Annotated in this window: 15 protein-coding genes, 2 tRNA genes, 2 rRNA genes and 1 pseudogene; 4 read left to right on the top strand and 16 right to left on the bottom strand. The window is 57.2% G+C overall.

From position 1 onward, the window contains the following. Positions 1-123 precede the first annotated feature (123 nt). Entirely contained in the window at positions 124-1,308 is a 1,185-nt protein-coding gene (gene desA / locus AACY07_RS19775; RefSeq protein WP_326398953.1) for a delta-9 fatty acid desaturase DesA, read from the top strand. A 112-nt stretch (positions 1,309-1,420) separates the two neighbouring features. Here the strand turns inward: desA and AACY07_RS19770 are convergent, their stop codons facing one another. The 3 genes from AACY07_RS19770 to gabD all read right to left on the bottom strand — a co-directional run bounded on the left by AACY07_RS19770 (position 1,421) and on the right by gabD (position 5,681). Continuing rightward, positions 1,421-2,635: an HDOD domain-containing protein gene (locus tag AACY07_RS19770; protein WP_339476985.1), complete on the bottom strand. Its 1,215-nt coding sequence runs from the start codon at positions 2,633-2,635 to the stop codon at positions 1,421-1,423. Between the two features lie 144 nt (positions 2,636-2,779). Beyond that, on the bottom strand, positions 2,780-4,063 hold the full coding sequence (gabT, locus tag AACY07_RS19765) for a 4-aminobutyrate--2-oxoglutarate transaminase (RefSeq protein WP_133079302.1): 1,284 nt from the start codon (positions 4,061-4,063) through the stop codon (positions 2,780-2,782). A 175-nt stretch (positions 4,064-4,238) separates the two neighbouring features. After that, positions 4,239-5,681: an NADP-dependent succinate-semialdehyde dehydrogenase gene (gabD, locus tag AACY07_RS19760; protein WP_133079303.1), complete on the bottom strand. Its 1,443-nt coding sequence runs from the start codon at positions 5,679-5,681 to the stop codon at positions 4,239-4,241. A 348-nt stretch (positions 5,682-6,029) separates the two neighbouring features. On the opposite strand from gabD, the gene AACY07_RS19755 reads away from it, so the two are divergent. After that, a tRNA-Arg gene (locus AACY07_RS19755) sits at positions 6,030-6,106 on the top strand. A 186-nt stretch (positions 6,107-6,292) separates the two neighbouring features. Further along, positions 6,293-6,383: transfer RNA gene (locus AACY07_RS19750), tRNA-Ser, on the top strand. Positions 6,384-6,567: 184 nt separating this feature from the next. Here AACY07_RS19750 and AACY07_RS19745 read toward each other — a convergent pair. The 9 genes from AACY07_RS19745 to AACY07_RS19705 all read right to left on the bottom strand — a co-directional run bounded on the left by AACY07_RS19745 (position 6,568) and on the right by AACY07_RS19705 (position 15,954). Next, on the bottom strand, positions 6,568-8,052 hold the full coding sequence (locus AACY07_RS19745) for a YdgA family protein (protein WP_219262597.1): 1,485 nt from the start codon (positions 8,050-8,052) through the stop codon (positions 6,568-6,570). A 129-nt stretch (positions 8,053-8,181) separates the two neighbouring features. Beyond that, complete coding sequence (locus AACY07_RS19740) at positions 8,182-8,826, bottom strand: NADH:ubiquinone oxidoreductase subunit N (RefSeq protein WP_133079321.1); 645 nt, start codon at positions 8,824-8,826, stop codon at positions 8,182-8,184. A 107-nt stretch (positions 8,827-8,933) separates the two neighbouring features. Further along, positions 8,934-10,379, bottom strand: coding sequence for an efflux transporter outer membrane subunit (locus AACY07_RS19735; protein ID WP_339476980.1), 1,446 nt, complete (start codon positions 10,377-10,379; stop codon positions 8,934-8,936). After that, complete coding sequence (locus AACY07_RS19730; RefSeq protein ID WP_133079323.1) at positions 10,376-11,278, bottom strand: efflux RND transporter periplasmic adaptor subunit; 903 nt, start codon at positions 11,276-11,278, stop codon at positions 10,376-10,378. Before AACY07_RS19730 ends, AACY07_RS19735 begins: the two co-directional genes overlap by 4 nt. Next, positions 11,275-11,484: a DUF1656 domain-containing protein gene (locus AACY07_RS19725; RefSeq protein WP_016782973.1), complete on the bottom strand. Its 210-nt coding sequence runs from the start codon at positions 11,482-11,484 to the stop codon at positions 11,275-11,277. The genes AACY07_RS19730 and AACY07_RS19725 overlap by 4 nt, the downstream gene beginning before the upstream one ends. Further along, positions 11,481-13,571: an FUSC family protein gene (locus AACY07_RS19720; protein WP_339476976.1), complete on the bottom strand. Its 2,091-nt coding sequence runs from the start codon at positions 13,569-13,571 to the stop codon at positions 11,481-11,483. The genes AACY07_RS19725 and AACY07_RS19720 overlap by 4 nt, the downstream gene beginning before the upstream one ends. Continuing rightward, complete coding sequence (locus AACY07_RS19715) at positions 13,568-13,999, bottom strand: MarR family winged helix-turn-helix transcriptional regulator (protein ID WP_339477178.1); 432 nt, start codon at positions 13,997-13,999, stop codon at positions 13,568-13,570. The genes AACY07_RS19720 and AACY07_RS19715 overlap by 4 nt, the downstream gene beginning before the upstream one ends. A 100-nt stretch (positions 14,000-14,099) precedes the next feature. Further along, positions 14,100-14,357 carry a DUF2789 domain-containing protein gene (locus tag AACY07_RS19710; protein WP_133079325.1) on the bottom strand — a complete coding sequence of 86 codons (258 nt, stop codon included), beginning with the start codon at positions 14,355-14,357 and terminating at the stop codon, positions 14,100-14,102. Further along, positions 14,338-15,954 (bottom strand): glycosyltransferase family 39 protein, encoded by a 1,617-nt coding sequence (locus AACY07_RS19705; RefSeq protein WP_339476974.1) that lies wholly within the window; start codon positions 15,952-15,954, stop codon positions 14,338-14,340. Before AACY07_RS19705 ends, AACY07_RS19710 begins: the two co-directional genes overlap by 20 nt. A gap of 247 nt (positions 15,955-16,201) precedes the next feature. Here AACY07_RS19705 and AACY07_RS19700 point away from each other — a divergent pair, with 247 nt between their 5' ends. Continuing rightward, positions 16,202-16,900 carry a GntR family transcriptional regulator gene (locus AACY07_RS19700; RefSeq protein ID WP_339476972.1) on the top strand — a complete coding sequence of 233 codons (699 nt, stop codon included), beginning with the start codon at positions 16,202-16,204 and terminating at the stop codon, positions 16,898-16,900. A gap of 48 nt (positions 16,901-16,948) precedes the next feature. Here AACY07_RS19700 and AACY07_RS24350 read toward each other — a convergent pair whose 3' ends face one another. The 4 genes and pseudogenes from AACY07_RS24350 to rrf (AACY07_RS24340) form a co-directional block, all read right to left on the bottom strand. Further along, the gene (locus AACY07_RS24350) at positions 16,949-17,734 is read right to left on the bottom strand and encodes a methyl-accepting chemotaxis protein (RefSeq protein ID WP_395247549.1); all 786 of its coding nucleotides are present in this window, start codon (positions 17,732-17,734) and stop codon (positions 16,949-16,951) included. Between the two features lie 69 nt (positions 17,735-17,803). Further along, positions 17,804-18,829: pseudogene (locus AACY07_RS24345) on the bottom strand (cache domain-containing protein); the annotation flags it as partial. 292 nt (positions 18,830-19,121) lie between these two features. Next, positions 19,122-19,237, bottom strand: a 5S ribosomal RNA gene (rrf, locus tag AACY07_RS19690). Positions 19,238-19,342: 105 nt separating this feature from the next. Next, positions 19,343-19,420, bottom strand: a 5S ribosomal RNA gene (gene rrf, locus AACY07_RS24340); the annotation flags it as partial.

Raw genomic sequence — 19,420 nt, 5'->3', positions numbered from 1 at the left:
ATGGGAATTATAGTGTAAGAAACATCCAGCCACTCTTATCTGAAAGGGCGACTGGTTTTATCTGGCTGCATGGTGATAATGCGTGTTGCAGTTTTTTTCATCTTCCCGAGGGCCAAACAGCCTATGTGGTACAACGGTTTTCTCGACTTGTCGGCCTGGCAACTGGTGGCAGTCACTCTGTTGATGACCCACGTGACCATTATCGGTGTCACGGTTTATCTACACCGCTACTCAGCCCATCGCTCGCTGGAGCTTAACGGTGGCCTGAAACACTTTTTCCGCTTCTGGCTGTGGCTGACCACGGCGCAGAACACCCGTGAGTGGACAGCCATCCACCGCAAACACCACGCCAAATGCGAAACCGTCGATGACCCGCACAGCCCGGTTATCAAAGGGTTATCGACCGTTTTGCGAAAAGGTGCAGAGCTGTATCGCGAAGAAGCTCAAAATCCTGAAACATTGCGTATTTACGGCAAAAACTGCCCTGAAGACTGGATTGAGCGAAATGTTTACTCGCGTTACAAAATGCTGGGCGTGGCAATCATGCTGGTCATCGACCTGCTGCTGTTCGGTGCCATCGGCCTGACCATCTGGGCCATTCAGATGATGTGGATTCCGGTATGGGCAGCAGGCGTGGTCAACGGCCTGGGCCATGCTGTGGGTTATCGCAACTTTGAATGCCGCGACGCTGCCACCAACCTGGTGCCGTGGGGCATCATCATTGGCGGCGAAGAGCTGCACAACAACCATCACACCTACCCCAATTCGGCCAAGCTGTCGGTCAAGAAGTGGGAGTTCGACCTGGGCTGGGCCTGGATAAAAGTCTTCAGCTTTTTGCGCCTGGCCAAAGTTCAGCGTGTAGCGCCAATTGCCCACCGGGTGGAAGGCAAAGGCAATCTGGACATGGACACCGCGATGGCGATCCTCAACAACCGTTTCCAGATCATGGCCCAGTACCGAAAGCTGGTCATTGCACCGCTGGTTCAGCAAGAGCTGGCCAAGGTCGATCACTCGGTGCGTCACCAGTTCCGTCGCGCCAAGCGCCTGCTTTCACGGGAGACCAGCCTGCTTGAAGAGCGTCATCACCAGCGTATCGAAACGATGCTGGAGCACAGCCACTCGCTCAAAGTGATTTACGAAAAGCGCCTGGCCCTGCAACAGATCTGGGTCAAGACCAGCACCAATGGTCATGACATGCTGGCAGCGATCAAGGAATGGGTACACGAAGCAGAAGCCAGCGGGATTCAGTCGCTGCGCGAATTTGCTCACCAGCTCAAGACCTACTCACTGCGTCCTGCGACGGTTTAAAGACTGGCCCGCCTCCACCGATCAGGTGGGAGCGGGCTTGCTCGCGGTGCAATCACCGCGACTTGCCTGACAACCCGCGGCGCCTGAATCGCGAGCAAGCCCGCTCCCACTACTACTGTTTATCGATCAACTGCGAAAGTTGCGACATGCCCACCCGCAACAAGCGAGCTGTCTTCCCGCCAGCCACCTGGGCAATCCCTTCTTCTGACTCCAGATTGGCCACTTGCGCCGCAAGATTCATCACCAGCGCTTCGCGCGAATACACCCCGCCACCCAAGTGATAAATCGCAGCTATCAACTCGCGCAACTCCAGCGGCAAGCGCCAGCGCGTGCGTAACGCCGAGCCGTAGGCGGCCCCGAATTCGCTCAGTGATGCGTCAATGGCCTGGGTGTCCAGCTCACCACCGGCCTGCTGCCACTCCTCAAGACTGCGCAACAAGGCCAGATCGCCCAATCGATGCAACAGCCCGGCACAGTAGCAACGCTCCTGATCCAGATTGAGCATGCCCGCGAGCGTACGACCATAGTGCGCCGTACGCAGTGACACAGCCCACTGCTGTTCGGCGTAATCGGCCAGGCAAGGGTCCGTCAGTTGCGGGTTGCGCTTGAGGGTCAGCCCAAGGACCAGATTCATGCTTTGCGCAGCCCCCAGCGACTGCAACGCTTGTGCAAGGGTCTGGGCAGGGCTGGGGCGATGGTGTGCAGCGCTGTTGGCCGCCGCAATCATGACAGCGGTAATTTGCGGATCAGTGCCCACGCCCTGCTCAAGCCGTTCAAGGTCCAGTCCTTCTGGAACGAGACTGCTCTTGAGCGCCGACTGCGCATCAACCAGCAGCGGCGCACCATCAGAAGATGCACGGCGCTGCTCCAGAAACTTCCTGAGGGTCATGCCGGGGGCCAGCGGCGGTGCTTCGCACGAAATCTCTTGCCCTGCATTGAGCAGCAGCCCCTTGAGCCGTATGGTCAGGCCGGCAATGTCCAGCGGTGTCGTCAGGTAGGCTGTTGGCGCCAGCGGCAATGCTTCGCGCACACTGGCGCTGTCATTACGCGCACTCAGCAAAATAAAAGGCTGCGCTGGAACAGCACGGCGCTGACGCACAGTGCGCAACAAATCCAGGCCGCTGACTCCGGGCAAATCACGATCAGCAATCACAAGTCCGTAGTGTTTTTTGCTCAACTGCGCGAGCGCTTGCTGACCATCCCCACATACATCCAGCTGAGCATCACAACGTACCGTCAGCACCACCTGCTTGAGCAAGTCCTGAGTCCAGGGGTCGGCCTCGGCAATCAATACAGTGGGCACCGCGCTTAAATCTACAACCGTCATCCAATTTTCTCTCCGCACAATGCCTGCACCTTAGTCAAAGGCCGCACGCGGTTACAGAAAAAATCACCCAAACAGATAGTTCAAACGCAAAAAAACCGCCGAAGCGGTTTTTTTGTGTCTCAGATCACACCCTCAAGGGTGGACTCAAGCCAGTTCAGCGAAGCACTCTTCGATGATGGCCAGGCCTTTGTCCAACTGCTCGTTTGGCGAAGTCAGTGGAACCAGCACACGCAGCACGTTGCCGTAAGTGCCGCACGACAGCAGGATCAAACCTTTGTCGCGAGCCTTGGCAACCACTTGCGCCACTGCAGCCGCGTTTGGCTTGTGGGAATCGCCGCCTTCGAACAGCTCGACCGCAATCATCGCACCCAGGGCACGCACGTCACCGATCACCGGGTACTTGGCCTGAATGGCCTTGAGGCCAGTGACCAGACGCTCGCCAACTTCTTTGCAGCGATCCAGCAGGTGTTCTTCTTCAAATACTTCAAGCACTGCCAGCGCAGCTGCGCAAGCAATCGGGCTACCGGCATAGGTGCCGCCCAGACCGCCTGGAGCGATAGCATCCATATACTCCGCCTTGCCACATACACCGGCCAACGGGAAGCCACCAGCGATGGATTTGGCGAAGGTGGTCAGGTCGGCAGCAACGCCCATCTGTTCCATTGCGAAGAAGGTGCCAGTACGGCCAGCGCCGGTTTGCACTTCGTCAGCAATCAGCAGGATGCCGTGCTTGTCGCACAGCTCGCGCAGGCGGGCCATGAATGCCTTCGGCGCCACGTAGAAACCACCTTCGCCCTGTACCGGCTCGATGATGATAGCGGCGATGTCTTTAGGCTCGGCATCGTTTTTGAAGATGCGCTCGATGCTGGCGATGGAATCGTCAACCGAGACGCCATGCATTTCGCACGGGAACAGAGCGCGGAAGATGCCGCCTGGCATCAGGCCCATGCCTGCCGAGTACGGTACGACTTTGCCGGTCAGGCCCAGGGTCATCATGGTGCGACCGTGGTACGCGCCGGTGAAAGCGATCACGCCAGCACGGCCTGTGGCAGCGCGGGCGATTTTCACGGCGTTTTCAACGGCTTCAGAGCCGGTGGTGACCAACAGGGTTTTCTTGTCGAAATTGCCCGGCACCTTGGCGTTGATCTTTTCGCACAGCTCAACGTACGGCTCGTAAGCCAGTACCTGGAAGCAGGTGTGGGTCAGCTTGGTCAGTTGCTCTTGCACGGCGGCAATGATTTTCGGGTGCAAGTGACCGGTGTTCAGTACAGCGATACCGCCTGCGAAGTCGATGAACTCGCGGCCTTCAACGTCGGTGACGGTAGCGTTTTTTGCCGATTCGGCGAAGATCGGGTGAATCTGGCCAACACCGCGCGGTACAGCGGCTTCACGGCGTTTCATCAGGGATGCGTTGGTCTTGTTGCTCATGGTGTCCTCATTCGCCGCTCTTCAAACGGCAGGGTTCAAGGCTGACGCGCCTGGGAGTCAACGATGCCAGCATTCGATGATCGACTGGCATGGCGCTCCCGGCCACAGGAACTAACAGTTTGAAACGCAGGGGAGGCATCGCTCTCGTGCCCCCGCTGCCGAACCACCTGCCGGGTTAGATGCCCAGGCAGAGATATTTGATTTCCAGGTAGTCTTCGATGCCGTACTTGGACCCTTCACGGCCCAGGCCCGAAGCCTTGATACCGCCGAACGGCGCGACTTCGTTGGAGATCAGGCCGGTGTTCACACCCACCATGCCGTACTCCAGGGCTTCCGCCACACGGAACACGCGGCTCAAGTCGCGGGCATAGAAGTACGATGCCAGACCGAACTCGGTGTCGTTGGCCATTGCGATCACTTCAGCTTCATCTTTGAAGCGGAACAGTGGCGCCAGCGGACCGAAGGTTTCTTCTTTCGCTACGGCTGCGTTTTTCGGCACGTTGATCAGGATGGTCGGCTCGAAGAAGCTGCCTTCCATGCTGTTGCCACCGGCCAGCAGGGTGGCGCCTTTGCTCAATGCGTCAGCGATGTGCTCTTTGACCTTGGCCACGGCCTTGTCATCGATCAGGGGACCTGTGGTGGTGCCTTCGTCCAGACCGTTGCCGATCTTGAGCTTGGCCACGGCCACTTTCAGTTTTTCGGCGAAAGCGTCGTAGACCGAATCCTGAATGTACAGGCGGTTTGCGCAAACGCAGGTCTGGCCGTTGTTGCGATATTTGGAAATGATCGCGCCTTCGACGGCCTTATCCAGGTCCGCGTCGTCAAACACGATGAAGGGTGCGTTGCCGCCCAGTTCCAGCGACACTTTTTTGATGTCCTTGGCGCATTCGGCCATCAGCTGACGACCGATTTCGGTCGAGCCGGTGAAGGACAGCTTGCGCACGATCGGGTTGCTGGTCAGCTCGCCGCCGATGTCACCCGCACTGCCGGTCACAACGCTCAGCACGCCTTTAGGGATGCCGGCACGGTGTGCCAGTTCAACCAGCGCCAGCGCCGAAAACGGAGTTTGCGAAGCAGGCTTGATCACCATGGTGCAGCCAGCAGCCAAAGCCGGGCCCGCTTTACGGGTGATCATGGCCGCCGGGAAGTTCCACGGGGTGATTGCAGCGGTCACGCCAATCGGTTGCTTGATCACGATCAGGCGCTTGTCTGGCTGATGGCCCGGGATCACGTCGCCATAGACGCGCTTGGCTTCTTCGGCGAACCATTCGATGAACGAAGCGGCGTAAACGATCTCGCCCTTGGCTTCGGCAAGAGGCTTGCCTTGTTCCAGGGTCATCAGGCGACCAAGGTCGTCCTGATTTTCGATCAACAGCTCAAACCAGCGACGCAGCTTGTTTGCACGCTCTTTGGCGGTCAGGGCACGCCAGGCTGGCAACGCTTTGTCAGCGGCTTCAATGGCGCGACGGGTTTCAACCGCGCCCATTTTTGGCACTGTACCGATGATTTCACCGGTAGCCGGGTTGTTGACCTTGATTGTCTGGCCACCGTCCGCATCGACCCAAGCACCATCGATATAGGCTTGTTGGCGGAACAACTGTGCGTCTTTGAGCTGCATGTGGGCTTTCCTTAACAGCACCGCGCAGGCGCGGAGCGAATTATTAATAGTAGAAAGGCGCCATAGAAGGCTGCCGTCAGGAAGTCATTCACTGCCAAAGTATCTAGAAAACGCACAAAGAGTTAGCCGTGCGGTTTAGCACTCAGACAAGAGCGTTTGAAATCTCAAACGAATCCTAGGGTCAAAGGGGGTAAAGGACAATAGCCTGTTCGAAAAAAAGAACAAGCGGCCATCTTTTACCGCTTTTCCCCCCGGCCCACATTAATAGCCCATAACGCACCAACAAACACCTGACGAATCAGCAGCATGGACGGGCGACACACAGATGAGTATTATGGCGCCCGCGTCGCACCAGTAGCTCAGCTGGATAGAGTACTGCCCTCCGAAGGCAGTGGTCGTGGGTTCGAATCCCGCCTGGTGCACCATCTTCTTTCCCTTGTCCAAGGGAACAGCGTCAAAACCAAGATTCCCCAACGCATTTTTGCCTCTCGCCGAGAATCCGGTGAGTCGTCGTGTGCCTGTGTTTCGGGGTTTTTTTCAGCTAAACGTCAGCCAGGTTAAATTTTTATGGGCAACTGACGAAAGGCTGGTTACTATACGCGGCGTTTCGCGGAGAGCTGGCCGAGTGGCCGAAGGCGCTCCCCTGCTAAGGGAGTACACCTCAAAAGGGTGTCGGGGGTTCGAATCCCCCGTTCTCCGCCATATTTACGCCGTCTATAGATGCGTTCCCTTATTCAAGGGAACCGTGTTTACCCCCCTCAAAAATTGAACACGACGTGCAGTTGCGCGTGGTTTTTTCGCGCCTGCATACATCCAGTGGAAGCGGGCTTGCTCGCGATTGAAACGCTGCGGTCTTCAGAAAAACCGCAGCGCTCCCACGAATGATTTACTGCTGGCTGGCGACACCGCCAAAGCGTGTGGTCATTGCAGTGATGAAGTCTTCAAGGCTCATTTTCTGACCATTGAGGTCCACCAGGCCTTCTGCGTAATTGAGCGAAGCCAGGATGTTGTTGCCATCCACTTTGGCCAACCCGGTTTGCACGGCCATCACACCTGCCATCTCACTGTTCATGCTGGCCATTTTGGCAATGGTTTGCGGGTCAGTTTGACCGACCAGTTGCGCCTGAACAGCTGACAGGTCAGCAATCATCGGTTTGGACAACTGCAGTTTTGCATCCAGCGCAGTCAGCATTTGCTTGGTGACTTCGATAGGCGCCGCCTCAAACGAGGTTGGCTTGGCCAGGCTCATGGCAACGTTGAGCTGGCTTTCGCCGTTTTCGGTTTTGATCGTGAACTTTTCCAGCGCCAGCTGCGGTTTGGCGGCCAGCAGTTTTTCAACCTCGACCTGCATCAACACTTGTTCGGCCGGGGTCAGCGGTGTTTGAGGCAAGGTGCCGTCAGCCTGAGGCTGGAATTTGTTTTGGTAGATCTGCAACAGCGCCTGCATGGCCGGGATGTCGAGGCTGCTGGCAGTGAGGACCATTTGCGCGCTGCCCACTGGCTTGCCGTCCAGGGTGATGTCACCCACTTTGTAAGACAGGCGCCCGGACATCAGGTTGCCAGTAGCGGAAGAAGAATCCGCGTACTCGAAGTTTTTGAGCTTGATGACCGATTGTGCGGCGCCATACGTCAGTTGGCCTTCGCTCAGTACCATCACGTTCTGGCCGAGATAGAAGCCAAATGGCGTTTTTTTCAGGTCGCTGGCGAGGGTCAGACCATTGAGTTCGACCAGTACGGGCGGGTTGTCGACCGTGACCGCGTGGAGCTTGAGGTGGTCCATGTAGCCTTTGGCTTTCAGGTTCTGGCCATCGGCATCGGTTTGAGCCTCCATGGTCAGGCCCGAGAAGCTGAAGCTGGAGTTGTCGTCCAGCTTGGTCTCAAGCGCCACCAGTTCCATATGACCATCAACCGAGCGGTTGTAACCCATGGTGACCTGGCCTTTGAGCGGCGTCTGATCCTTGGTTGCAGCGAACCACTTTTCGGTGAAAGGGGATTTTTCCAACGCGTAATTGTTGACTGCCATCACTGGCATCCACTTGAACGTCTTGATGCGCGACCACGGCAGCGGGCCATGCTCGATGTTATCGACAAACAGCAACTCTACAGGTGGTGCGTCCGGGCCCGCTTTGTCGTCCTGAAGTTTCAGGCGATAGTGCGCGGTGCTGCTGTAGAGGTTGCGCTCAATAGACACCAGTTCGAGAGTGCCGTGGGTGGTGGAGCCTTGAAGTTGGGTTGCCAGCTCCTGGTTGGATTGCTCAATCGCGGCCTGCAACACACCTTCGATTTTGCTGCCGGTGTACCACGCCCCGGCGGTATTCAGTGCTCCAACAACAATCACAATCCCTGCCAGCACGCCTAATGGTTTGTTCATCAATTGACCCGTTCAATGTCCGTTGTGTTGAAAGTAAAAGCGGTCTTTGCAAAGCCCTTCATGGGCCCAAAGTGCTAGCAGGTTAACACTGGCGACAGAGCAGGCGCTGCTCTTGAGTGACGCCAGGCCTCATGCGGGTTGAGCGTAACGCTGGTCGATCTCGTCAAGTTGATGATCAAAGCTCTTGAGGCTGGCACTCCAGGTGTACACCAGCACCTCCAGGTCGTGGTCGATGCAGGTTTCTCCTACGGAATTGAAAGATACATCCGAATAATCTAGCTGATAGCGCTCACGAGCCATCGCCGCGGCGACATCCGAGAGCTCACGCGCAGTGTCGAGCCATTGGCGATCTTCGGATGGCAGGGCTTTATCGAGTTGCAGGCATTGGGCTTTAAGGGCATCCAGGCTCTTCTCCAGCGGGGTGCCGGTCAGCTCGCCCATGAACTCCTGGAAGGTTCGGCCCGGCTGCCAGTAGCTCCCCCAGAAATAGCGATCGAATACCGTTTCGACCCGGCGCAATGCAACCTTGGTGTCCCAGATAAGGACACGGGTCTGGCCTTGGGTGATCTGGCGCTTTTTGATTTGCCGGGTTTGCACCAGGGCGCAGGCCACTACCACTATGGCCAGTACGGCAATCAGGGCGCTGGCACTGTCGAGAAAGATCATTGCCTTGTCGATCTGGTGCGCCAGCATGATGCCGTAGAAGTAAGTCGCCGAAAGCAGCACTACCGCCGCTACAGCACACCAGAAACCGGGAGCATAAGGGTTTTTCATTATTAGTATCCCCATCAGGCATAGTCTGCACGATGAGGAGGGCTACAGACCCGCAAACGCCCTGAACCATCGTTCTGATACCGATAGTTCAGAGCATAGCAACGCTGTCAGGGTTTAGCGTTTGCCGGGGCGTGCGTTCGTCCACTTTCCCAGCCGCCACCCAGGGCCAGAAACAGATCGATCTGGCTCATGGCTACCTGGGTATTGGCAGCCGACAATTGCGCGCGCATGTCGGTGTAGGTACGGGTTGCTTGCAAGTCGGCCAAAAATGATTCGCGCCCGGCCTGGAAGAACTGATGGGTCTGATCGGCCGCGGTTTTTGCCGACTGCTCTGCATCTGCCAATGCATCGCGGCGCTGCAACAGCGCGGTGTATTGCACCAGGCTGGTCTGGGTTTCACGGATGGCGTTGAGCACTACGCCGTCGAACCTGGCCAATGCCCCCTGGGTAACAGCCTCTGCTTCACGAATTCGGGCTCGCGAGCCATTGGTCGGAATCGTCCAGCTCAGCATCGGGCCAAAGCCCCAGCGGTTGGTGGGCGCCGTGCCCAGGTTGTCGATGATGCCCACCGTGCCAATGCTGGCACCGATGCTGATGTCCGGGTACAGGGAGCCCGTGGCGACACCTATCTCAGCGGTCGCTGCGGCCAGATGGCGTTCGGCCTGACGCACGTCAGGGCGGCGCTTGAGCAGCGCTGCACCGTCACCTACAGGCAGCAGTTGCGCGATGTGCGGCAGCTCGGCACAGGTGGCAACGCCCGATGGCAGTTGGTCCAGCGGCTTGGCCAGCAACATGGACAGGCGGAACAAACCGGACTGGCGCAACGCCTCGTAACGAGGCAATTCTGCCCGCAACGATTTGAACTGGGTTTCGGAGCGGGTGACTTGAGTTTCGTCGCCGCGGCCCGCATCACGCAGACGCTGGGTCAGGCTGGTGCTTTGCGCTTGCAGCCTGAGGGATTCATCAGCGATGTGGTGTTCTTCATTGGCTGCGCACACTTGGGTGTACGCCCGCACCACATCCGCTACCAGGGTGATGCGCGCGGTGTCGGCGGCGGCCTGAGTTGCGTCGGCATTGGCCAGCGCCGCTTCGATACCGCGCTGCAAGGTGCCCCATAAATCGAACTGATACGAAGTGCTGATGCCCAGGTCGCCGACGTTGGCCACCGGCACCTTATCCGCCAGCAGGAAGGCTTCCCCGGACTCTTGCAGACGCTGGGCGCCCGCCTTCACCGAGCCACTCCAGCCTCCGGCCGACTGCGCCTGCTCAACCTGAGCCCGCGCCCGCGACAGGTTCGCCGCCGCGACCCGCAAGTCGGTGTTGGAGGCCAGCGCCTGACGTACCAGCTCGTTGAGTTTCGGGTCTTGGTAGAGCTTCCACCAATCATCGGGGACCGGCGCGGACATCACATTGGCACCCTCGCCCGCCAGTTCACCCTGCAAGTCCGGGCGTTGCATGGCCGCGTCTTTGGGCAAGTGGTAATCAGGGCCAAGCAACTGGCAACCGGACAGCAGCAAACCCAGCCCTACGGCTGCCAGGTGAACGGCTTTCATCGCGCACTCTCCGGGGCAGGCCTGTCTTTGGACGAGTCTTCGATAATGGACACTGTCGCAGTGCGACCGGCGATCATGCGAAAGTCCTCCGGCACATCATCAAACACAATGCGCACAGGAATCCGCTGCGCCAGCCGTACCCAGCTGAACGCCGGGTTGACGTTGGGCAGCAGGTTCTGGCCGCTGGTACGGTCACGGTCTTCGATACCCGCCACGATGCTTTCGACATGACCACGCAAACGGGCATTGTCGCCAATCACGCGGATATCAACGCTCTGACCGACATGGATGCCATCGAGCTTTGTCTCCTCGAAATAACCGTCGATATGGAAAGAGGTGCTGTCGACAATCGACAGCACAGGCCGCCCCGCCGTGACGAACTCATTGACCCGGGGTGCCCGGTCATTGACGTAGCCATCAACCGGGCTGCGCACGACGGTACGGTCCAGGTTCAGCTGAGCACTGTCCACGGCCACCTGGGCCTCGGTGAGCGCGGCCTGAGCGCGCATTTCACGGGACTGGCTTTCTTCGAGCAGCTCACGGGCGACCAGATTACCCAGCCCCTTGTTACGACGGCTTTCACGCTGGGCTTGCGCCAGGGTTTCCTTGCGATCGGCAACCGTGGCCTGGGCTTGGCGCAACGCCAGTTTGAAGCGCTCCTGATCGATGACAAACAGCACCTGGTCACGGGTGACGAGCTGGTTGTCACGCACATCGACCTGCTTGATCAGGCCCGAGACATCGGGGGCAATTTGCACAATGTCGGCTCGGATGTGGGCGTCGCGAGTCCAGGGAGCAAACATGTAGTACATGGTCATGCGCCAGACCACGACGCAGGCAAACGTCACCACCAATAAGGTGAGAACGACACGGCCCAAGGTCAGTAAAGGTTTTTTCATGTCATCAGATATCGACTAAACGAATCCACAACGCCGAGTAACAGAGCGTAGAGACCGACGTTGAACAAAGCCCGGTGCCAGACCAGACGGTAAAAGTGAACACGCGTGAGTAACCCGTGAACCACCAAAAACAGTAAATAGGTAATGCCCATCAATACCAGGAGCGTGGGCAGGAATACCCCGCTGATATCTACATCACCGATCATAGCGGCGCTCCATCAATGCTTTGAGCCTGAGGATGTGGCAGGTCGTCGTTGTCGACGATAAATTCGACGCCAGGCAGCAAAGCCAGACGCAACCCGCTAAGGGCATGCAGCAGGTGCACCCGCGCTTCGCCTTCGCCTTGCAGGTCGTTGGCGTTGAGGGCGCGGCGAGTGCGGTCCATGGTCATTTGCAGGCCAAGGGGCATTGGCAAACGCTCACCCGCCTTGAGGCAGGCGCAAAAGTAGTCACCCACATCGCTCACCACCTGACGCAACAGCCGTTGCGGTATACCCGTGACCCTTGGCGCATAGGCCAGCAAGTCCAGAAGGTTGAGTGCAACCCGCAGATCACGCAGAGCGCTGCCCGTGTCCTGCCCGGTCAAGGCCAGACGCGGCAAGTGCTGCATCAGGCGATCAAGCATTTGCGCCCCCATGTGCCGGTGCTCGGCCAGAGTCGCGGGCTGGGTCAGGGTGACGATGTCGCGCCAGCTGAAACGCGTCAGACGCTTGGCCGCCAGTTCGGCACCGAACGGACGCGCAAGCAGGGTCCAGACGAAGGCAAACAGCAGACCGATAGGGCCTGCCAGGTTGGCGTTCATGAACACCATGAAGTCCGCATCGTAGGCGCCCTGGATGCTGATAAACGAAGCGGTGTTGACGATGGTCAGCAATGTGCCCAGGTAAAAGCGCGGTTGTACGGTCAGGGTACCCACGCAGATGAACGGCACTGCGAACGCCAGTACCAGCATCGGAAAGTCGTGCAGGTTGGGCAGGATTACAAACAGGTACAGGCTGGCGAACACCACCGACAGCGAGGTCCAGAAAAAGAATCGGTAGATCTGCGGCGCCGGGTCGTCCATCGAGGCAAAAAAACTGCAGGCCACCGCGGCCAGAATCACGGCACTGGCGCCGTCGGTCCAGCCGAGCAATATCCACAGCACTGAGGCGACGACAATCGCAGTCACGGTGGAAAATGCCGAATAGAGCATCAGCCCGCGATCGAGAAACGGCGTCAGCCGCCCAAGGCGCCAATGCCGGTATACGGCACGCCAGACATCCTGGCTGCCGGTCGATATGGCTTTTTGCAGGCTGCGACAGTCTTGCCACAGGTCGATCCATTCGCCCAGTCGATACAGCACGTTGGAAAAGACCAATTGGCGACGATCATCCAGCGCCGCGGCACTGGGTTGTAACGCTTCGAGTTCATGGCGCAATGCTTGCCAATGCTCGATCGAAGCCCCTTCCCGGGTACTTTCAAGCCACAGCTGAGCATGGTCGAGCAAAGGAGTGACTTTATCGAGCAGTTCAGGGGCGCGACGCTCCAGCGCGTAGAGTGCGTCGTCCAGTGCATCGACCACGGGTAACAAGTGGATCATGCGCCCGCGCAACTCTTTGGTATTGCGCACGGTTTGCGGGTGCGCTCCCTCATGGGGCAGTTGGCCAATCATCATTTCCAGACTGTTGAAGGTCGTGACCATCGAGGCGCGCAGGCCGCTGGCTTTGCTCGGCTCAACGTCGCGAGCCAGAAAGTGCTTGCTGTAATTGCTCGCATCGGCGAACCACTTGGCCGCCGAGTCGATAAAAACCGGGGTCAAGCGGCGAGGCCAGAACATGCTGCCGACCACCGCCGCGCAGACTATCCCGAGCATGATTTCCTCGGTACGCGAGACGGCGATGTCAAAGACGTTCAGCGGGTTATCCACAATCGGCAAAGCGATCATGGGCATGGTGTAACCGGCAAGCATGAATATGTAGCTGTTGGCAGTGCGCAGGTGCAGCGACAGAAACAGCAAAATGCCGGTCCAGAGCGCGATCACCAACACCAGCAGAAATGGCGTTTGCACAAATAGCGGGACAAAAAATACGGCAGCCGCAGCCCCGATCAGGGTGCCCAGTGCGCGGTACACCGCCTTGGAACTGGTAGGCCCGACGAAGGGGCTGGAGACGATGTAAACCGTGGCCATGGCCCAATACGGACGGGGCATTTCCATTAACAATGCGATATACAGCGCGATCATCGATGCGGCGAACGTGCGCACACCATAGAACCAGTCACGGGCAGGCGGCATGCTGCTGAAAAACCCGTTCAATTCATCGCTCCGTCAGGCAGTTGACCGGCCGCTTCAAAGGCTTTGATCACACGCAGTGCGGCTTCCTGGTCAGCCAGCGAAATGCCTGCCAGAGCCGTTCTTCTCAGTTGCACGAGTTGGGCTTCAATGGATTGCACCAGGACGCGTCCGGTGTCGGTAAGACTCAGGGTTTTGGCGCGTCGGTCGCTGGCATCTTCACAGCGGCGTACGTAGCCGGCCTTGCACAGCTGATCGAGCAGACGCACCAGCGACGGGCTTTCCATCCCGGCAGCATGGGCCACGGTGACTTGTCTCACCCCCTCCCCCAAGCGCCCGATAATCAGCAGCGGCATGGCACAGGCTTCGGAAATGCCGTAGTTGACCAGCGTAGCCTGGCAGACGCGACGCCAATGGCGAGTCGCAACCACCATGCCGGTGCTGATGCTCATTTGCAGTGGATCGAGAGTGTCAGGCAAGAGGCGTCACATAATGTTAGTTTGCTAACTATTAATATTGCGCGGCCAGATGATCACAGTCAAGTGTTGCCATTTATTTCTGCTTACCTACGATCGGTTTTGTGCGCAGCATGAGGTTCAGTTGGTCGACGATTTCAGCCCAATCGGCATCCTCAAGATGCTCTTCACGCAAAAACGCCGCTTGGGCAGGCGTCCAGAAAAATGCGTCTTCGAGCTTCAGGTCAGGCTTGAGCGGTGAGTGGGTTGTGACAAATTTTTCGATATCTTCGGGGCTGGACGGCAGGCCCAGTTGTTTGAATAAGGACGGGAGGCTATGGGTTGGCTTTTGCATTGAGTTGACTCCATTCAGGTTCAGGGCCGCATTCGGCCCCAAGGCAAGTCAAATATAGTCGAGCCTGGGTGTCATCGACGGCCAAGTCCTGTGCTTTGTGCCAACCTGCTGGAATAGAGCCGAAATCATCCGGCAGTTCTTTGCTACTGATCAGCCAGACCCGCCCCGTACCGGCCGGCAAGTCTGCCAGTCGATCAACATAGATTTTGGCCCCATTGGCGTTCACCAGGGTGCCAAACCCGTAGTTGTTAGGACGTCCGGATGCGCCGCTGTCTGTGGGCGGCGTGTAGAGCAGGGGTTCAATCCCGGTCTTGTTGTAGTAGACGTAACTGAAGTACCAGAACAGGTCACTGACTACGATTCGGTCACCAGGCAGGAACTGTTGGTTTACGTGCTCAACCAGACGATCAAAATGGTCGGCATCGCTGCTGAAGTTACTGCGCAGGCCCACCAACTCAGTGCCAACAAACAGTGACAGAAGTGCGAAGGCCAACGCACGCTTGTGCTTGAGCAGGCGATCCACTGCGATCGCCACAAGCAGTGGCAAGCCAAGTGCGGCAAACATCACGTAACGCTCGATAAACAGCGGCGAGACAAACGACACGGCGTAAATGGCCAGGATCGGCAGCAGGGTGTAAATCACGATCAATCCAGTGAATTTATGCCGGGATGAATCGCGAACCGCCATCCATACCAAGCCGCCCAGCAGTGCAAGCGGTGCCAGCCAGAACAGCGGCCAAGGCAGGTTGTCGCCTTCGTCCTGAATCAAAAGCTGCCAGGTCATGGCGGGCAAAGATCGGGCATCGACTGCAGGCTCCCAGCCCACATCACCGCCGCTCTTGAGGTCGTCCATGTGCTGCAGCAGATCCACCAGGCCGGGGAGCCAGGGTAGAAACAACAACACAATGGCAACATTGGCCAACCACCAGGCGGGACGCTTGATCAACCACCCGGAGCTACGGCCACTGATCAACAGATAGAGCCAGTGGGCGATCACACAGAAAGCGGTGAAGTAATGCGTATAGAACGCTGCCGCCATCAACCCGGTGTAAATGACCGGATAACGGAGTTTATGCGGCGCTTTAACCCAATAGACCAGCGCAATCGTGGCGCCTATCAGCCACAGCCCCATGAGCGAGTACATCCTCACTTCCTGGCTGTAACGCACTGCAGTCGGCAGCAATGCCAGCAGAAGCCCGGCCAGTAACGCGGCTCTTTGGGTTGCAATCAACCGCACGAGCCACATGCCCAGCAATACGGTTGCGATACCCGGCAAGACACTCAGGGCTCGGATGGAGACAAGACCGTCACCAAACAGCGCCATCCAGCCATGCAGCAGCATGAAATACAACGGAGGGTGAACATCGTGCGACGCATGCAACCAGATTTCGGCGAGGGGATAGTCGCTCAGCATCAGGCTGGAGCCCTCGTCGCACCAGACGGCAGAGGCTGTAAAACCATAGAACCGCACCACTGAGGCCAAGAGCAAAATGCACCACAGCCACGGCTGGCGAACTATTTGGGTGAGTGCAATGTGGGGCGACTCAGGAGTACGCAACCGCAACTCCCCCACATCGTTCTTGCTGAGTACGCCCATCCTTCACCTGCTGTGCATTAAGGCTGCGATTTGGGCAGCTTTGATTTTGGCGATTGTAGGGCACAGGCCCTGACAAAAGGGAGCGGGCTGAAGCGTCCTGGAAAAGAAAGATAGTGGCACCATGCAATCTCTTATCTCGCAGTCAGGCTAAACTAAACGTAACAAGGTTTGACAAGGATTGGGTCAGTACCTAACTTGAATTGGATCCAAACAAGCGTGCTGAACTTTCGGCGTAGGTAGTAGCAACGTGGCCGTCAAACTCAATCCTTTAAACAGCATAGTTGTATCAGGCCCCATACCCGCTCATTTGGCGCGGGCGGTGATTGAAGAAACCTTGCGCAACGCCATTCTTGATGGCCGCTTGCCATGCGGCACCGCAATCCGCCAAGAAGCGTTGGCACAGTTGTTTGGCGTTAGCCGAATGCCCGTGCGCGAGGCACTGCGTCAGCTGGAAGCTCAATGCTTGCTGCAGGTCGTGCAATACAAAGGCGCGGTTGTTGCTCCTTTGATCGAGGACAACTCGCTGGAGACCTACGAGCTGCGCCTGTTGCTTGAAGCCCAGGCACTGCGTCTGTCAGTACCACTGCTGACTGACGAAAACTTTGAAACGGCCGACAGCTATATCGAGGCACTTGAATCCGAAACAGATTTCGGCAAGATCGGCACACTCAACCGGCAATTTCATCAGGCGCTTTACTGCAGGGCGCCGAATCGAAAACTGCTGGCGTTGATTGAGGCAGGGCTTATCGAGGAAGAACGCTTTCTGCGTTTTAACCTTGAGCAGATGGACCTTGGCAAATTGTGCCAGGACGATCACAGGGCACTGTTGCGTCATGCCCGAGCCAGAGATGTTGAGTCATGCATTGCAGAGTTGGAGTTACATCTGCAACGCGGTGTTACGGCTATAACCCACTATCTGAACACTCAGAATGCAAAACAGCCCTGACGCTTGAAACGCCAGGGCTGTGGATAAGTCTTGAGCGACTAGCGATCCTCAGATCTTGAAGCTGTCGACCAATTGCTTGAGACGACTGGCTTGCTGCGAAAGGGCATCGCAGTCCTTGAGGGTTTCGTTGAGGTTCACCACACCTTGCTGGTTAAGCAGGTTGATCTGGTTGATATCCACATTGAGGGTTTCGACCACGGCGGTCTGTTCCTCGGTTGCGGCGGCAACCGACTGGTTCATTCCGTCGATTTCTTCGATACGTTGAGTCACGCTGATCAATCGAGCCCCCGCCTGATTCGCGACCTCGACGCTTTCTTCGCTGGAAACCTGGCTCGCATTCATGGTGCTGACCGCTTCGCGGGAACCCACTTGCAGCGAGGTGATCATTTTATGTATCTCCTCCGCCGACTCCTGAGTGCGGTGAGCGAGGTTGCGCACCTCATCGGCCACCACGGCAAAGCCTCGACCCGCCTCCCCCGCACGCGCGGCCTCAATGGCTGCGTTGAGGGCCAGCAGGTTGGTTTGCTGAGAGATGCCTTTGATCACATCCAGAATGTGCCCAATATTGTCGGTGCTGGCATTCAGGGTTTCGATTTGCGCACACGACAGACTGATCTTCTGCGAAAGCTCGGTCATGGCCTGGATGGTCTGCTCGACAACCTTGCGACCATCGTCTGCCTGCTCACTGGCTCCGCTGGCATGCTGTGACGCGTCGGCAGCATTGCGGGCGATTTCCTGGGTGGCAGCGCCCAACTCGTTGATGGCGGCGGCCACGCTGTTGGTTCGCGCACTCTGCTCGTCCGAGCCGACAATGGATGCGTTGGACGATGCCATGACGCGGTGAGACAAATCATGCACATGGCGGGTAGCAGAGGACACTTCGCTGATTGACGCGTGAATACGCTCAACGAACTGGTTGAACGAGCTGGCCAACTCCCCGAATTCATCCTTGTTCTCAATGACCAAGCGCCGAGTCAGGTCGCCTTCGCCTTGCGCGATATCTTGCATCGCACGCCCCATCGTAGTGAGCGGACGCATCAATACCTGGATCAACAAGCTCAGCAGCAGTGCAATCGCGGCCACGGCAATAAACATCGCAATCACTGCCGATGTGCGGAATTTAGACAGCGGCGCGTAAGCCTTTTCTTTGTCGATGGATTGACCGATAAACCAATCTGCGGACGGCAAGCCTGTCACCGGGGTAAAGGAAATAATCCGCTCCTGGCCGTCGAGCCTGACTTCCTGAACACCTTTTTCAATGCGTAGAGCACTGGACGGGTAGATATCCTTCAGGTTTTTCATCACCTGATTTTTATCCGGACTGACGATGATCTGGCCATCGCTGCTCACCAAAAACGCATAACCCAGACCACCTGAATCAACTGAGTTAATGATTTTGACCAGGCTATCGAGGCTCAGATCACCGCCGACCACACCGAGCAGCTCACCGCCTTTTTTAACCGGCATGGCGATGGTCACAATCAAGCCCCCGACAGCTGCCATGTAGGGCGGTGTCAGCATGGTCTGACCAGCGCTTACAGCTTGCTTGTACCAAGGGCGCTCACGGGGGTCATAACCTTCGGGCATTGTGGCATCGGGGCGCTGGGTAAAAACTCCGTTGGCTTGCCCGACGTAGGTGAACTGGAAGTTGGAGGTAAACGCTGGCTGATCGACCAGGCCAGGCAGATCAGCCTGGCTGCCTTGATGCGCAATGCTTTGTGCGAGGCTCTCCAGCACCAGGATGCGGCCACTGAGCCAATTCTGAACACTGCTGGCTGTCAGGTTGCCAGCTTGCTGCACCGAAGACTCGATGTTTTGCTTGATGGTGTCGCGCTGCAGGTAGTCGTTATACAAAGTGAATAATGCAAACGCCAGAACCACGACCCCTGAAGCGGCCAGAAGGATTTTATGGCTGAACTTTAGATTCATAGCATGGGACTTCTTATGCCAAAAGGTTGGATGCGTACGTGGGCACCGTTGTGTGTAACAGCGCAGACAGCCTCTAGGCAGATCTGCTCGTACGCATTGCTCAACAGGCTGTCGGCACCAATTGCGGAATACTTAGCCACTTTTGGTAGCTATGTGTTTAATCCGACGAAAGCGCAGCCGTGGCTTTAAAAAGGGATACAGGAAGGGCTTGAGAACAGAAGGGGCTGGGGATTTATATTGCGCAAAAACAAAACCCCTGTCTGCGTTAGCAGACAGGGGTTTCGGAATTCAATCTTGACGATGACCTACTCTCACATGGGGAAACCCCACACTACCATCGGCGATGCATCGTTTCACTTCTGAGTTCGGGATGGGATCAGGTGGTTCCAATGCTCTATGGTCGTCAAGAAATTCTGTGTCAGATCCGTCATGAAAACGTCTCTGCGAAAACTTGGTACTTCTATAAAAACAAAATCCCCGTCTGCGCGAGCAGACAGGGATTTTGGAATTTAATCTTGACGATGACCTACTCTCACATGGGGAAACCCCACACTACCATCGGCGATGCATCGTTTCACTTCTGAGTTCGGG

The organism is Pseudomonas sp. RL_5y_Pfl2_69 (genome assembly GCF_963970465.1).
Classification (GTDB): domain Bacteria; phylum Pseudomonadota; class Gammaproteobacteria; order Pseudomonadales; family Pseudomonadaceae; genus Aquipseudomonas.
This window is presented reverse-complemented; position numbering and strand designations above follow the sequence as displayed.

Coding starts and splice junctions, on each gene's coding strand:
- desA (WP_326398953.1), top strand. CDS start 124: ATGTGGTACAACGGTTTTCTCGACTTGTCGGCCTGGCAACTGGTGGCA.
- AACY07_RS19770 (WP_339476985.1), bottom strand. CDS start 2,635: ATGACGGTTGTAGATTTAAGCGCGGTGCCCACTGTATTGATTGCCGAG.
- gabT (WP_133079302.1), bottom strand. CDS start 4,063: ATGAGCAACAAGACCAACGCATCCCTGATGAAACGCCGTGAAGCCGCT.
- gabD (WP_133079303.1), bottom strand. CDS start 5,681: ATGCAGCTCAAAGACGCACAGTTGTTCCGCCAACAAGCCTATATCGAT.
- AACY07_RS19745 (WP_219262597.1), bottom strand. CDS start 8,052: ATGAACAAACCATTAGGCGTGCTGGCAGGGATTGTGATTGTTGTTGGA.
- AACY07_RS19740 (WP_133079321.1), bottom strand. CDS start 8,826: ATGAAAAACCCTTATGCTCCCGGTTTCTGGTGTGCTGTAGCGGCGGTA.
- AACY07_RS19735 (WP_339476980.1), bottom strand. CDS start 10,379: ATGAAAGCCGTTCACCTGGCAGCCGTAGGGCTGGGTTTGCTGCTGTCC.
- AACY07_RS19730 (WP_133079323.1), bottom strand. CDS start 11,278: ATGAAAAAACCTTTACTGACCTTGGGCCGTGTCGTTCTCACCTTATTG.
- AACY07_RS19725 (WP_016782973.1), bottom strand. CDS start 11,484: ATGATCGGTGATGTAGATATCAGCGGGGTATTCCTGCCCACGCTCCTG.
- AACY07_RS19715 (WP_339477178.1), bottom strand. CDS start 13,999: ATGAGCATCAGCACCGGCATGGTGGTTGCGACTCGCCATTGGCGTCGC.
- AACY07_RS19710 (WP_133079325.1), bottom strand. CDS start 14,357: ATGCAAAAGCCAACCCATAGCCTCCCGTCCTTATTCAAACAACTGGGC.
- AACY07_RS19705 (WP_339476974.1), bottom strand. CDS start 15,954: ATGGGCGTACTCAGCAAGAACGATGTGGGGGAGTTGCGGTTGCGTACT.
- AACY07_RS24350 (WP_395247549.1), bottom strand. CDS start 17,734: ATGGCATCGTCCAACGCATCCATTGTCGGCTCGGACGAGCAGAGTGCG.